Source organism: Streptococcus sp. Marseille-Q5986, assembly GCF_946902915.1.
Lineage (GTDB): Bacteria > Bacillota > Bacilli > Lactobacillales > Streptococcaceae > Streptococcus.
The window spans coordinates 13,680-27,754 of record NZ_CAMPPY010000005.1 but is presented as its reverse complement, the minus strand read 5'-3'; the positions used below and the strand labels follow the sequence as shown (position 1 = coordinate 27,754).

Here is a 14,075-nt window from a genome sequence, read left to right as displayed (position 1 = left end):
CCCTCTATCCCCTCTAGCCTTGCCTAACAGAGCTAGGAACCTGGGATAAAAGTCTAACCTTAAATATAAAAAATGAACAAGACCAGTTTTCTGATACTCAGAATACGGTCTTGTTCATTTTTTGTCTTATCCAACCTATGCTATCATTGATTCTCAAAGCGTGAAAACAAGAGATGCTGCAGAGGAAGGTGGGATTGATGGCGGTAAGAAAGTCAAAGGGAGGAAGCGTCCCATCCTTGTGGATACTATGGGAAATCTTCTTGATGTGCTGGTTCATGCAGCTCATTTGCACGACACAAAATCAGGCATTTTAGTGGCTCGCAAAGTGGTGCTATAATTCCCAACCATCAAGGCTTTTTCAGCCGATGCTGGTTATGGCAAAAGCTCTGAGGAGATGATGGTGAAGGAGTTTGGTTGCCCAGTAGATATTTCTGAAAACATCAAGGGCAGCTGGCAAATCATCCCCAAACCTTGGGTTGTTGAGCGAACTTTTTCTTGGTTGAATCACTCTCGAAGATTAGCTAAGGATGTTGAAAAATCCTTATCGTCAGAGCTTGCTTTTCTCAAACTTTCACACATTCATCGTCTTTTAAAGGCTTTATCATTTTGTGAATACAGGTTCTAAAAACTCATGAGATTCTTAAGGCACAAATGATGTCTAAATTTAGTGAAGATCAAGAAATGGCACAAAAATTTGCGAGAATTTGGGATGCCTGTGCAGAGTTTGATAAGCCGGTAGCAAGTCAGTTTAAGATGCGGCGGAAGAGAGCAGATGACTTTCAAGAACGTGAACGTATTTTTGGATGGCATTTTACAAATTATTCATTTCATAATATTTATAATGATATTGATTTTCATCAAAATGAAAGAAGAAAGTTATCAGATATATTAGGAAAAAAGATAAATGAAAAAAATATAGAAGTAGAAAAAGATTTTGGCGATTATACTACAATCATTGATTTTCCAACATTCTTACTCCATGTATTGGCAATTGCGGAAGGTAAGAAAACTGATGAGATTCAACTAGATGATAAGAAACTCTTAGCACTATTTGATATAAAAAATAAAGATAAAACTTGGGTTATTGAATTTAGTGAATTTCTTCTTAGAATAAAACATATTTTCGATAATTACATCGTTAGAAACTCGAATACGGATTCTTCAAGTAGAAATAAGGATGAATGGTTTTTACAGAAGGGGGCTTATTATGAATATCAACCTAATGGGAAAGCGAAAGAGCATTACATAGTTGAAGAACGCTTTACTAAGAATACATTTTCAGATTCGGAAATTAACCAGAACATCATTCTTCTCCAATCCATGTTTGCTGTGACCTTTACTGCTAATCGTGATAGTCGTTGGTTATTCGAGATCTTACAATTTCTATTCAGACATATTGAAGAACTAAATGATCAAGAATTTGGTGATTATTTTAAGGAATTTCTTGAAAAAATGGCAGTGAGATATGCTGAGGAAAGATTGTTTACCGAAGATAAAAGTATCAAAAAATATGGGGCAATTCCTGTTTATGCTTTTAACTTTGTGGATTATGTTTTGTGGAAAAATCGTGAAGAATTGAAGAAAGATTACGATATTGAGTTCAAAGATTTTAAATTTGCATATCGTCGCTTCATAGAACATTGGTTTCCACAACATCCAAATAGTGATGAAAGAGTTGAAAAGATTGATGATAAATTTTTGCACTCTTTTGGAAATCTTTGTATCATTACAGATAATCAAAATTCGAAGTTTGGAAATTTAGTTCCAAGTGCAAAGTATAAACAGTGGGAAGGAATTTTCAATCGCCAGAGTTTAAAATTACAGATGATGGCAGACGTAACGGTAAAAAGTGATAAATGGAGTATTCGTGAGATTCAATCTATGGAAAAAGAAGTGGAAAGGTATGTACAAAATTTTTGTAATAACTAATTAAAACAAGCTTCAGTAAGCTTGTTTTTAAAATACCAATATATGTGATATACTAGTAAGGGAAGGATTTTGCAGAAGACAAACCAGCAGAAAAGTTTTTGACTATCAGCTAGAGCTTGCAGATGAAACAATTATCCTATCAACAGCACTCTTGTCAGGTGCTATTGCTTTAGCAGGATTATTCTCTGCTTTGAAAGAAAAATAAACAAAAAGAAAAGGAAGAATAGAATGGTTTTACCAAACTTTAAAGAAAATCTAGAAAAATATGCGAAATTGTTGGTTGCGAATGGAATCAACGTGCAGCCTGGTCACACCTTGGCTCTTTCTATCGATGTGGAGCAACGTGAGTTGGCTCACTTAATCGTCAAAGAAGCTTATGCTTTGGGTGCGCATGAGGTGATTGTTCAGTGGACAGATGATGTCATCAACCGTGAGAAGTTTCTCCATGCGCCGATGGAGCGTCTGGATAATGTGCCAGAATATAAGATTGCTGAGATGAACTATCTCTTGGAAAACAAGGCTAGCCGTCTTGGAGTTCGCTCATCTGATCCAGGTGCCTTGAACGGAGTGGATGCTAACAAGCTATCAGCTTCTGCCAAATCTATGGGACTTGCCATGAAGTCAATGCGTATCGCAACTCAATCTAACAAGGTTAGCTGGACTGTAGCAGCCGCTGCTGGACTTGAGTGGGCTAAGAAAGTCTTTCCACATGCTGCGAGCGACGAAGAAGCAGTTGATCTCCTTTGGGACCAAATCTTCAAAACTTGCCGTGTCTACGAAGAAAATCCTGTGAAGGCTTGGGAAGAGCATGCAGCTATCCTCAAGAGCAAGGCAGATATGCTCAATAAAGAGCAATTTTCAGCACTTCACTACATAGCGCCAGGGACAGATTTGATACTTGGTTTGCCAAAGAACCACGTTTGGGAATCAGCTGGTGCTATTAATGCGCAGGGCGAAGAATTCTTGCCAAATATGCCGACAGAGGAAGTCTTCACAGCACCTGACTTCCGTCGTGCAGATGGTTATGTCACTTCTACAAAACCGCTTAGCTATAATGGGAACATCATTGAAGGCATTAAGGTGACCTTTAAGGATGGTCAAATCGTAGATATCGCTGCTGAGAAGGGTGATCAGGTGATGAAAGACCTTGTCTTTGAAAATGCTGGCGCGCGTGCCTTGGGTGAATGTGCCTTGGTACCAGATCCAAGTCCAATTTCTCAATCAGGCATTACCTTCTTCAACACCCTTTTCGATGAAAATGCATCAAACCACTTGGCTATCGGTGCAGCCTATGCGACTAGCGTCGTTGGTGGCGCAGAGATGAGCGAAGAAGAACTTGAAGCTGCGGGACTTAACCGTTCAGATGTTCACGTGGACTTTATGATTGGTTCTAACCAAATGGATATCGATGGTATCCGTGAGGATGGAACACATGTGCCTCTCTTCCGTAACGGAGATTGGGCAAATTAAGGAGATAATATGTTAGGAAGTATGTTCGTTGGTCTCCTAGTGGGACTCTTGGCAGGTGCTTTGACCAATCGTGGAGAACGCATGGGATGCTTTGGGAAAATGTTCCTCGGTTGGATTGGTGCCTTTCTGGGGCACTTGCTCTTTGGCACTTGGGGACCGATAATAGCAGGAACTGCCATTATTCCGGCAATACTAGGTTCCATGATTGTCTTATCGATTTTCTGGAGACGAGGAAGTTAATTTCTTAAATCTGATACTCAATGAAAATCAAAGAGCAAACTAGGAAACTAGCCGCAGGTTGCTCAAAGCACTGCTTTGAGGTTGTAGATAGAACTGACGAAGTCAGTAACATATATACGGCAAGGCGACGTTGACGCGGTTTGAAGAGATTTTTGAAGAGTATGAAACGAAAAGGAGGTTGGTTATTGAGACGGCCTCCTTTTGAGTATGATATAATAGTTCTATGAGATTAGATAAATTTTTAGTTGCCTGCGCTGTGGGAAGTCGGACTGAGGTCAAAAACTTACTCAAGGCTGGGCGCGTGACAGTAAATGGTAAAAAAGAAAAATCGGCAAAACTGCAAATTGATGAAGAAAGAGATGAGATTCGCTTTGATGGGCAAGTGCTGGAGTATGAAGAGTTTGCCTACTATATGATGAACAAGCCCCAAGGAGTTATTTCAGCGACAGAGGATCCCAAGCACAGAACGGTTCTAGATTTGTTGGATGATGTGGCTCGAAGCAAGGAAGTTTTCCCAGTAGGACGCTTGGATATTGACACGCATGGTCTCCTACTCTTGACCAATGATGGTCAGCTGGCTCATGCTCTCCTTTCACCCAAGCGTCATGTGGATAAGACTTATCTGGCACAAGTCAAGGGAATTATGACTCAAGAAGACATAGAGATATTTGCCAAGGGTATTCCTCTCAAAGACTTTACCTGTCAGCCCGCTAGACTGGAGCTTGCATCTATTGATCCAGAAAAGAATCAGATCCAAATCCGTGTGACCATTGCAGAAGGGAAGTTTCATCAGGTCAAGCGTATGGTGGCCTACTGTGGCAAGGAAGTGTTGGACTTGCAACGTTTGACTATGGGAACTCTAGTATTGGATGAGAACTTGCAGCGAGGAGAATGGCGTCGCTTGACCAAGGAAGAATTAGAAGTTCTCCGTGCTAGTATTGCTTAATTTTGTTTATATTCGAAAAAGGTGAGGAAGAATGTTCTTGCCTTTTATGTTTTTCAGTTGCTTCCTTTGTGAAAAGCGTTATAATAGACTGTAGAATAAAAGGAGGAATCTATGAACGCGATTCAAGAATCATTTACTGATAAACTATTTGCCAATTATGAAGCAAATGTAAAATACCAAGCGATTGAAAATGCTGCTAGTCACAATGGAATTTTTGCAGCTCTAGAACGTCGCCAAAGCCATGTAGATAACACACCTGTTTTCTCATTGGATTTGACCAAGGACAAGGTAACTAACCAGAAAGCATCTGGTCGTTGCTGGATGTTTGCGGCTCTCAACACCTTCCGCCACAAGCTCATCTCACAATACAAACTGGAAAATTTTGAGTTGTCACAGGCCCACACATTCTTCTGGGACAAGTATGAGAAATCAAACTGGTTCTTGGAGCAAGTCATTGCGACTGCAGACCAAGAATTGACTAGCCGTAAGGTTAGCTTCCTACTCCAAACTCCACAACAAGACGGTGGACAGTGGGATATGGTCGTTGCCCTCTTTGAGAAATACGGTGTCGTTCCTAAGTCAGTTTACCCTGAGTCAGTTTCATCTAGCAGCAGCCGTGAGCTCAATGCCATCCTTAACAAATTGCTTCGCCAAGATGCTCAAATCTTGCGTGACTTGCTCGCTTCTGGTGCAGACCAAGCGACTGTTCAAGCTAAGAAAGAAGACCTCTTGCAAGAAATCTTTAACTTCCTTGCTATGTCACTAGGACTTCCGCCACGTAAATTTGACTTTGCTTATCGTGACAAGGATGATAACTACCAAAGCGAAAAGGGAATTACCCCACAAGAGTTTTACAAGAAATATGTCAATCTTCCTCTGGAAGACTACGTTTCTGTTATCAACGCCCCAACTGCTGACAAGCCTTACGGTAAATCTTACACAGTTGAGATGTTGGGAAATGTGCTTGGTAGCCGTGCAGTTCGCTACATCAACGTTCCAATGGAACGCTTGAAAGAATTGGCGATTGCCCAAATGCAAACAGGAGAAACTGTTTGGTTTGGTTCAGATGTCGGCCAACTCAGTAACCGCAAAGCCGGAATCCTTGCGACAGATGTTTATGACTTTGAATCAAGCATGGATATTCAACTTACTCAAGACAAGGCTGGACGTTTGGACTACAGCGAAAGCTTGATGACTCACGCCATGGTCTTGACAGGTGTGGACTTGGACGAAAATGGCAAATCAACCAAGTGGAAAGTTGAAAACTCATGGGGAGACAAGGTCGGTACAGATGGTTACTTTGTTGCCTCAGACGCTTGGATGGACGAATACACTTACCAAATCGTTGTCCGTAAGGAATTGCTGACAGTAGAAGAACAAGCTGCCTATGAAGCAGAACCAATCGTACTTGCACCGTGGGATCCAATGGGTGCCTTGGCAGAATAAAGTATAAAGAAAAGAGGTTAGGGAAATCCTAGCTTCTTTTTTAAGTTCTTCTTAAAGTGGTAATAGATGATGCTTGCCAAGGGAGTTCTTCTTGTTTTGAGTCTTTAAGTGACAGAGAAAAGGGTATGTGTTACTATAGTAGTACAAAAAGATATCGGAGTAGAAATGAAGTATTTAAGCAATCAAGACATAAAGGATCGTCAACGAAATATCAGCGACATTAAACCCTATAAAACAACCAAGGAAATTGTCGTTTCAAATATCTTTACCTTCTTTAATGCCATGAATTTGGCTCTGGCAGTTCTGGTAGCCACAACCATGCGATTTGAAAATATGCTCTTTTTAGGCGTAATTGCCATCAATACAGCCATCGGTATTTTCCAAGAAGTGCGTTCAAAAAATTCCTTAGAAAAGCTAAGTTTGCTTGGTAAAAGTAAGTACAGGGTCAATCGAGATGGGAAAACAATTGAGATTCATCCAGAGGACATCGTTCTGGGGGAGTATCTGCATCTCAATCTGGGAGATCAGGTGCCTGTTGATGCAGAGGTACTTGCAGGGAATATTGAAATTGATGAGTCTTTGCTGACTGGTGAGAGTGATTCGGTCCTTAAAACAGTTGGTGACAAGCTGATGAGCGGAAGCAATATCGTTAGCGGTACTTGTCTGGTTACAGCAACGGCTGTGGGTCCAGATAGCTATATTAACAAACTCGCAAAATCCAGCAAGGAATTCAAAAAATACTCTTCTCAACTGCGCGATTGCATGGATAAGATTTTAAAAATAGTCTCTATCTTGCTGGTACCAGTTGCCATTCTGCTCTATGTCAGAGGTTTTAGTCTAGGACGGTCTTATGTTGAGATTGTCTTGGGAAGTTCTGGTGCCTTGGCAGGCATGATTCCAGAGGGCTTGATTCTCTTGGTCAGCGTATCCCTGGCGGTGGCGGCCATGAAGCTGGCTAAAAAGAAGGTTTTGGTGCAGGAACTATATTGTGTGGAGACCTTGGCGCGTGTAGATGTTCTTTGTTTTGATAAGACTGGAACTATAACGACGGGGAATATGACAGTTCACGAAATGGATACGAAACTGGCAGAGAAACTCTCTTCTTATCTAGCCTATTTCGATGATGAAAATGCGACTTCGCGTGCTCTGAAGAGTTACTTAAACTGTGAGAAAAAGTGGGAAGTTCAAGAAGTCGGTGCATTTTCAAGTAAAAACAAGTATTCCTTTGTCCAAGTAAAAGAGGGTGGGGCCTATTTCTTCGGTGCTTATGAGTTTCTAGGATTTATCCAGCCGATGGATGCCTACTATGAACATCTAAAACAGCAAGGTTTTCGAATCTTGACACTTGCTTATAGCAAGGATCAAATTGCGACTCCAGCCAATATGGAACTACTGGGTCATGTTGTTCTATCAGATGAGATCAAGGACAATACCAAGGACACCTTTGACTATTTCGAGTCACAAGGTGTTGAAGTGAAGATTATCAGTGGTGATAATCATGTGGCTGTATATGGGGTGGCTCGTAAAGCAGGTTTTAAGGAAGAAGCACGGGCGATTGATATGACCAAGGTGAGTGAACAAGACTTTGAAAGAGTAGTCTTGGAACACGATATCTTTGGTCGGGTGACACCTGAACAGAAGCAAAAGATGGTATCTATTTTGCAAAATGCTGGTAAAACAGTTGCCATGAGTGGTGATGGGGTCAATGATGTTCTGGCTCTTAGAAAAGCAGATATTAGTTTTGCCATGAAGGGGGCTACGAGTGCAGCCAAAAGTGTATCCAATATTGTTTTTCTGACAGATGACTTTGCAGTATTTTATGATATTTTGATGGAAGGGCGCCGTGTCATCAATAACATCCAAAAGGTAGCCTCTCTCTTTCTAACAAAGACCTTCTTCTCCATCGTTTTTGCCATTTTGAGTGTGGTATTTGGTTTTGAATTTGCCTTTATCCCCATTCAGTTTACAATCATTTCAGCTATTACGATTGGGATTCCATCCTTCTTCCTAACTTTTGAGTCCAATAAAGAAAAGGTCAGCATACAGTTTATGCGAGATATTTTGACCAATGCTGCAATTGGTGGTAGCATTCTGGTTGCTAGTGTTTTTCTGACTAACTTCTTTATCACTGTCCCAAGTCAGGTCAAATTTATTTGCTTCCTCCTTGCTTTAATCAATGGTCTGTGTCTAGTTGCTAAGGTCAGCATTCCCTTTAATCGATACAAACTAGTCTTGCTCCTACTTTTGAGTCTTGCAGCCCTTGTTGGAGTACTTGCCAATACCTTTATCCTTCAAGAAGCTTTTGTGCCTCTAGAAACCACTCAAGTTATCTATGTAGCCGTCCTATCAGTGGTAATTGGGTGCTTGCATTATCTGACTAGAAGAAAAAGTTGATACACAAAACGAACCTAAGACAAACTAGTTCTCAACCACAAAAAGCTAGAGATTTCCAATTGCAGAACTCTAGCTTTTTCATTTTAAGTCGTTCTCTTATTGTATTTTAGGAGCTTATTTGCCATAAGTACCAATCCCATGTCAATTCTCACTTGACGCATCCCTCTCAGATTACCTCTCTTGTACCCCAAACAAGCCTTTATCTGTCCAAAGACAGGTTCCACATCAATCTTGCGTTGAGCGAAAATCTGTCTACCTTGGGGAGATAAAAGCGCCTGGCATTCTTTATTTTTTAAGTGCTGATAGCCTTCATTCATATACAGTCCCTTTTGAGGAGCTGATTCAGATTCATCAGCGTAGTAAACCTTGATTTCCTCTTGAAAGTCCGTCTCTGTTTTCTGATGTTTGATAGGGCGAAAACGATAACACCAGCCATCAGGATGTGTGTAGCTATCCTCCTTGCCATTATAGTACCAATTCCCTAAGTTTCTAGCTGACTGTGTATACCTTCTCTTTTGTTCCTTATCAAACATGGCATATTTCATCAGATGGTTCACCTCCTTTTCATCTAAACGAAGGAGGTTCTCTTCACTTCCATATCCAGCATCTGCGACAACTGTCTTTAGGTCATGTGGATAGGTTTCAAGTAAGGGGAGAAGAGTCTTGGTATCTGTATCTGTTTTGGAAAAGCTGTTGCGACCTACAAAAGTTTCTTGATCCTTCTCCTATTTTTCAGCACGTACTGAAAAATCATCTTTGACTTTAGGCAAGATTTTCTTGAGTTTCCGACCTTTGGTTTTACGCTCATCTTTTCCTTTAAGGAGTGTCTCCTCCATGTCTTGGCAATTCTTCTTCAAGGACGTGAGAGAGTTCAATCAACTGCCCTGAGGAGATAGGCTCTTGTGTCTCTAGTTCGATAGCTTGATGGATAAGAGGAATGATTTCTTCTTGACAATAAATCTGGATCTGTTCTTGCAGTTTGACGGAAAACTTGTCCCTTGCTTTTTTCCACACGAAACGATACTTGTTGGCATTGGCTTCAATCTTAGTCCCGTCAATACACAAACAATCTAAGATCACTAACTCTTCCGTTTTTAAACGAAGATTGAGGTCGATGAAAAGATCACGAATGAGTTCTTCCATCCCTTCGGCGACACGAAAACGCTTGATGGTGCGATAGCTAACAACCAACTGCCCTGTTAGGTACTGCATGGCGAGATTTTCAATCATCATTTTTTCAATTTTTCGAGCAGAGAAAATCCCTTGTGAAGAGGCAAATAGAAGAGTAGATACAAGCATTTTAGGGTGCTAAGACGGGTGAGCAGAGGCATGATAGAAGGTAGGGAAAGGACTATCTTCCAAGGTATTCAGATAATAAAGACGAGATGGTCTTGTGGCAAGAAAGAACGGATTTCTAGTGGTAAAGTTGTTTGATTTTTGTTATAGTGAATATGCATAAGATAGCCTTTCTAAATGGTGTATTGTGCAGTTCTATTTTACCAAGACTATCGTAACCATGCAAAAAGCAACGGCAAATCCGTTGCTTTTTTGGAGATAAGAGACTATTGTCCTAGGTTTTTTTGTAGAATTAAAATAAATTTGCCTAAAGTTCTACCTGACTTGTACAATAGCTCTATTGTACTAAAGGAGGTTGTGGCAGGTGCTAGATGAACGTTTATTCAAGAAGAATTTATTAGAGAGTAGCGGTAAAGATTTTTTAAATTGGATAAAATCTTATGATGATTCACAAGTGCCTATCATGAAGCGAAGAGGTTATACCTGTATTCATTCAATGGAGCGAACAGTAGCTTTTACATTTGGGGAATTTACTTTTAGGAGAAGGCGTTGGAAAAAAGGAGATAACTGGATAATTCCTGTTGATGATAAATTGGGTTTAGAGAGAAATACTAGGTATTCCAGAGAATTTATGTACCAAATAGCTAAATTATCTACTATGATGTCTTATGGAAAAGTGATACAAGTGATTGAAATGACTTATAATATTGTAATTACAAAACCTACAGTCGTTAAGGCAGTTAAACTATGCGCTGATTTGTTGAGGAAACAGGAAAGTTACCAGTCTTATCAAGAATCAAACGAAATAAAAGAGAAAGTAGATGTCATCTACGTAGAGGGAGATGGTGTAATGGTAAAATCAAGTGATAAAAATCTAAATAATCGCCGTATAGATCTTTCTCATTTTGTCGTACATACAGGAAGCAAAAAGATAGGGAGTAAGAGATTTGAACTGCAAGACAAAAAGAAATTTATTTCACCAAAAAATCGTTTAGTGAGAGAGCAGGTAATAGACTATTTAACTAATACTTTCGAGATTAGTAAAGAAACTATTTTTGTCACTAATTCAGATGGAGGGCATGGCTATACACCGTATGTATTTAAAGAAATGGCAAAGATACTCAGAGTAAGTCGCCATGATCATTTTGGGGACGAATATCATCTTAATCATAGTTTAAAGAGCTTTTTCAATTCTTATCCATCAGAGCTTTTAGAAAAAGCATTTCAAGCGATTCAAAGGCATGATAAAAGTTTATTACGTAGTGTTTTAGATACGACAGAGGCTTTAATAGAGACTCAGGAAGAGATAGAACAGCTCTATAAATTTAAACGGCGCCTTCTTCAAAATTTTCAATATACCAAGCCTGCAGAATTGAGAGGTCTTTCACATTCTGGAATAGGTATAATGGAAAGTCAGCATCGTAAAATTACTTACCGTATGAAGAGAGGTGGAAAATATTGGACAGAAAAAGGAGCAGAAGCAATGAGTGAAATGATACTCTTGGCTGATAAAGACAAACTCCGGGAATTATTATTGGGGTCTTGAATTGTTGACTATGATCAAATTCAAGAGCAAAGAGGGCTATCTGGTGGGGAGGTTAGACGCTTAGAGTCTAAAAAAACAAGTCAATATATGCCAACTGGGAAAATTACCTGGAAGAAATTTAAACCCTGATATTTAGAAATAGTTGCACCAGGGGATAAAACGTGCTATAATGATATCAAATTTAAGCAAATAAAAAAGCCGTAAGGACTGCAATCCTTACGACACCGAGTAAGTAAAAACCGAAAGAAGAAATTTTATTTCCCAAACTTACTCAGTCTACATACTCTATGTTAAAGCATAATGAGCAGAATGCCAAGACTGGGACAAGGGAAATCCTAGTTTTTTTCTTGCTTGGGGGTCTCTCTCATAGGGTTTGAGGTTTTCTAAAAAATTTTACCACTTACTTTCTATATATGATATAATTTAGACAGAAAGTTTTTTATGAAGTCTTTGAGGGTTTTCTTCAAAGACTTTTTTATATAATCATAGGTCATACACCTATCTTCTTGTCAAACATTGTATAGTTTGATATAATTTGTTTAGCACATTTTTTGTACAAATAAATTGTACCATTTGTGAATATTTTTTGCCAAGGAAAAAGTACACTTTTTGCATAAAGGAGAAATTATGGCTACTTTCCCAGAGCGACTTAAAGAATTACGAAAAAGAATCAATTAACTCAACAAAGATTAGCCGATGAATTAGGAGTAAATCGAGTTAATATTACCAGGTGGGAAAAAGGGAACATAGAACCTAACCTAGCACAACTTGGCAATATAGCTATTTATTTCAATACAAGTATAGATTATCTCATTGGAAAAATAGATAAAGAATATGAAGACACAAGTATCCAGGACCTTAAAGAATTATCTGATGATGAAAGAGAAAAGTTTTTCAACAATGCTTTATTGAGTGTAGAAACGACTCTCAAAGTCGGACGATTACATGGAATTCCTAAATCAGAAATGCTAAAAATATTCAATACTGATGAACATAAAGAATTTTTCCCCTACCTTAAAAAATTAATAAATAGAGCATATTCTGATACAATCATTAAAAATTCAACAACAAAAAAGAATTTAAATGATTTCGGCAACAAAACGGAAACCAATGATACAAAATAACTTTATTTTAGTAACTTAAGACTTATTTCAACAAACTAAAAACCACAAAACAAGCGGAATTAATTCCTTTGTATTATAATAAGAGCATGAGTAGAATTTTAGATAATGAAATCATGGGGGATGAGGAGTTGGTAGAACGTACGCTCCGTCCTCAGTATTTACGTGAATATATTGGGCAGGACAAGGTCAAGAACCAGCTGCAAATCTTTATAGAAGCTGCCAAAATGCGGGATGAAGCGCTGGATCATGTCCTCCTTTTCGGGCCTCCAGGTTTGGGGAAAACGACCATGGCCTTTGTTATTGCCAATGAACTGGGAGTTAATCTCAAGCAAACATCAGGTCCTGTTATTGAAAAAGCGGGTGACTTGGTAGCGATTTTGAATGATTTGGAGCCTGGGGACGTCCTCTTTATTGACGAGATTCATCGCTTGCCCATGTCGGTGGAAGAGGTGCTTTATAGTGCCATGGAGGACTTTTACATCGACATTATGATTGGGGCTGGTGAAGGCAGTCGCAGTGTTCATCTGGACTTGCCACCTTTTACCTTGATTGGTGCAACGACACGTGCGGGGATGCTCTCAAATCCTCTGCGGGCACGTTTTGGGATTACAGGTCATATGGAATACTATGCCCATGCTGATTTGACGGAAATTGTTGAGCGGACAGCAGATATTTTTGAGATGGAAATTACTCATGAGGCAGCATCTGAGTTAGCTCTTCGTAGTCGTGGAACCCCTCGTATTGCCAATCGTCTCCTCAAGCGCGTGCGCGATTTTGCCCAGATTATGGGGAATGGGGTAATCGATGATATTATTACCGATAAGGCTTTGACCATGCTGGATGTTGACCATGAAGGTTTGGACTATGTGGACCAAAAAATCCTTCGGACCATGATTGAGATGTACAGTGGAGGACCTGTTGGTCTAGGAACTCTTTCTGTGAATATCGCCGAAGAGCGTGAGACAGTTGAAGACATGTACGAGCCTTACCTGATCCAGAAAGGTTTCATCATGCGAACTCGTTCTGGACGGGTGGCAACTGCTAAGGCATATGAGCATTTAGGGTATGAATACAATGAAAAATGAACAAGAAATTCTAGATGCTTTCAGAGAAAATCCAGATATGATGACTATTCTGACCATCATCCGAGACCTTGGTCTGCAAGACTCGTGGTTGGCAGCAGGCTCAGTTAGGAATTTCATCTGGAATCTCTTGTCAGACAAATCGCCTTTTGATAGTGAGACGGATGTGGATGTGATTTTCTTTGATCCAGATGTTTCTTATGAGGAAACAGTAACCCTAGAGAAAAAACTGAGAGAAGATTTTCCTCAGTATCAGTGGGAGTTGAAAAATCCGGTCTATATGCATCAGCACAGTCCCCACACTGCGCCTTACACGAGTTCTCGTGATGCTATGAGTAAATATCCGGAACGCTGTACGGCGGTAGGTCTTCGTTTGCATGCTGACGCAACTTTAGAACTCTTTGCGCCCTATGGTTTAGAGGATATTTTAAAGTTTCAAGTTTCCCCGACTCCTCATTTTTTAGAGAATGAGGACCGAATGAAACTCTATCAAGAACGCTTGTCCAAGAAAAATGGAAAAATCTCGCTTTCTCAAAAAAATTAAGAAAAATTTAAGTTAGGAACGGTATACTAAGCTCATAAGTTAAGAGAAACTTAACTTA

Annotated in this window: 11 protein-coding genes and 3 pseudogenes; 12 read left to right on the top strand and 2 right to left on the bottom strand. The window is 39.7% G+C overall.

Annotated features, from left to right (window positions below; genetic code table 11):
• Positions 1 to 139: 139 nt before the first annotated feature.
• From OVN21_RS11190 to OVN21_RS07985, 8 genes and pseudogenes are all read left to right on the top strand, one after another.
• Positions 140 to 260 (top strand): annotated as a pseudogene (locus tag OVN21_RS11190) (IS5/IS1182 family transposase); the annotation flags it as partial.
• A gap of 137 nt (positions 261 to 397) precedes the next feature.
• Positions 398 to 625 (top strand): transposase, encoded by a 228-nt coding sequence (locus OVN21_RS08015; RefSeq protein WP_267248013.1) that lies wholly within the window; start codon positions 398 to 400, stop codon positions 623 to 625.
• A 29-nt stretch (positions 626 to 654) separates the two neighbouring features.
• Entirely contained in the window at positions 655 to 1,929 is a 1,275-nt protein-coding gene (locus tag OVN21_RS08010; protein ID WP_323744047.1) for a GmrSD restriction endonuclease domain-containing protein, read from the top strand.
• 228 nt (positions 1,930 to 2,157) lie between these two features.
• Positions 2,158 to 3,399: an aminopeptidase gene (locus OVN21_RS08005; RefSeq protein WP_267248012.1), complete on the top strand. Its 1,242-nt coding sequence runs from the start codon at positions 2,158 to 2,160 to the stop codon at positions 3,397 to 3,399.
• A gap of 9 nt (positions 3,400 to 3,408) precedes the next feature.
• Positions 3,409 to 3,639 (top strand): GlsB/YeaQ/YmgE family stress response membrane protein, encoded by a 231-nt coding sequence (locus OVN21_RS08000; RefSeq protein ID WP_148842697.1) that lies wholly within the window; start codon positions 3,409 to 3,411, stop codon positions 3,637 to 3,639.
• 223 nt (positions 3,640 to 3,862) lie between these two features.
• Positions 3,863 to 4,585, top strand: a complete 723-nt coding sequence (locus tag OVN21_RS07995; RefSeq protein WP_267248011.1) for a pseudouridine synthase — start codon at positions 3,863 to 3,865, stop codon at positions 4,583 to 4,585.
• A gap of 111 nt (positions 4,586 to 4,696) precedes the next feature.
• Positions 4,697 to 6,031: an aminopeptidase C gene (gene pepC / locus OVN21_RS07990; RefSeq protein ID WP_267248010.1), complete on the top strand. Its 1,335-nt coding sequence runs from the start codon at positions 4,697 to 4,699 to the stop codon at positions 6,029 to 6,031.
• Positions 6,032 to 6,196: 165 nt separating this feature from the next.
• Entirely contained in the window at positions 6,197 to 8,425 is a 2,229-nt protein-coding gene (locus OVN21_RS07985; RefSeq protein WP_267248009.1) for an HAD-IC family P-type ATPase, read from the top strand.
• Positions 8,426 to 8,508: 83 nt separating this feature from the next.
• On the opposite strand, the pseudogene OVN21_RS07980 reads toward OVN21_RS07985, so the two are convergent.
• Both OVN21_RS07980 and OVN21_RS07975 read right to left on the bottom strand, forming a co-directional pair.
• Positions 8,509 to 9,039: pseudogene (locus OVN21_RS07980) on the bottom strand (transposase); the annotation flags it as partial.
• Between the two features lie 202 nt (positions 9,040 to 9,241).
• On the bottom strand, positions 9,242 to 9,724 hold the full coding sequence (locus OVN21_RS07975; protein WP_267246929.1) for a transposase: 483 nt from the start codon (positions 9,722 to 9,724) through the stop codon (positions 9,242 to 9,244).
• A gap of 361 nt (positions 9,725 to 10,085) precedes the next feature.
• On the opposite strand from OVN21_RS07975, the pseudogene OVN21_RS07970 reads away from it, so the two are divergent.
• The 4 genes and pseudogenes from OVN21_RS07970 to OVN21_RS07960 form a co-directional block, all read left to right on the top strand.
• A pseudogene (locus OVN21_RS07970) lies at positions 10,086 to 11,264 on the top strand (ISLre2 family transposase); the annotation flags it as partial.
• A gap of 659 nt (positions 11,265 to 11,923) precedes the next feature.
• Positions 11,924 to 12,391: a helix-turn-helix domain-containing protein gene (locus OVN21_RS11185; RefSeq protein WP_416370419.1), complete on the top strand. Its 468-nt coding sequence runs from the start codon at positions 11,924 to 11,926 to the stop codon at positions 12,389 to 12,391.
• An 86-nt stretch (positions 12,392 to 12,477) separates the two neighbouring features.
• On the top strand, positions 12,478 to 13,476 hold the full coding sequence (gene ruvB / locus OVN21_RS07965; protein ID WP_323744046.1) for a Holliday junction branch migration DNA helicase RuvB: 999 nt from the start codon (positions 12,478 to 12,480) through the stop codon (positions 13,474 to 13,476).
• Positions 13,457 to 14,017 carry a nucleotidyltransferase family protein gene (locus OVN21_RS07960; RefSeq protein WP_416370418.1) on the top strand — a complete coding sequence of 187 codons (561 nt, stop codon included), beginning with the start codon at positions 13,457 to 13,459 and terminating at the stop codon, positions 14,015 to 14,017. Before ruvB ends, OVN21_RS07960 begins: the two co-directional genes overlap by 20 nt.
• The last annotated feature ends 58 nt before the right edge of the window (positions 14,018 to 14,075 follow it).

What these genes read in the sequence shown, in the direction of transcription:
- OVN21_RS07995 (WP_267248011.1), top strand. Translation starts at nt 3,863, where the DNA reads ATGAGATTAGATAAATTTTTAGTTGCCTGCGCTGTGGGAAGTCGGACT.
- OVN21_RS08010 (WP_323744047.1), top strand. Translation starts at nt 655, where the DNA reads ATGTCTAAATTTAGTGAAGATCAAGAAATGGCACAAAAATTTGCGAGA.
- OVN21_RS08015 (WP_267248013.1), top strand. Translation starts at nt 398, where the DNA reads ATGGTGAAGGAGTTTGGTTGCCCAGTAGATATTTCTGAAAACATCAAG.
- OVN21_RS07985 (WP_267248009.1), top strand. Translation starts at nt 6,197, where the DNA reads ATGAAGTATTTAAGCAATCAAGACATAAAGGATCGTCAACGAAATATC.
- OVN21_RS07960 (WP_416370418.1), top strand. Translation starts at nt 13,457, where the DNA reads ATGAATACAATGAAAAATGAACAAGAAATTCTAGATGCTTTCAGAGAA.
- ruvB (WP_323744046.1), top strand. Translation starts at nt 12,478, where the DNA reads ATGAGTAGAATTTTAGATAATGAAATCATGGGGGATGAGGAGTTGGTA.
- pepC (WP_267248010.1), top strand. Translation starts at nt 4,697, where the DNA reads ATGAACGCGATTCAAGAATCATTTACTGATAAACTATTTGCCAATTAT.
- OVN21_RS07975 (WP_267246929.1), bottom strand. Translation starts at nt 9,724, where the DNA reads ATGCTTGTATCTACTCTTCTATTTGCCTCTTCACAAGGGATTTTCTCT.
- OVN21_RS08000 (WP_148842697.1), top strand. Translation starts at nt 3,409, where the DNA reads ATGTTAGGAAGTATGTTCGTTGGTCTCCTAGTGGGACTCTTGGCAGGT.
- OVN21_RS08005 (WP_267248012.1), top strand. Translation starts at nt 2,158, where the DNA reads ATGGTTTTACCAAACTTTAAAGAAAATCTAGAAAAATATGCGAAATTG.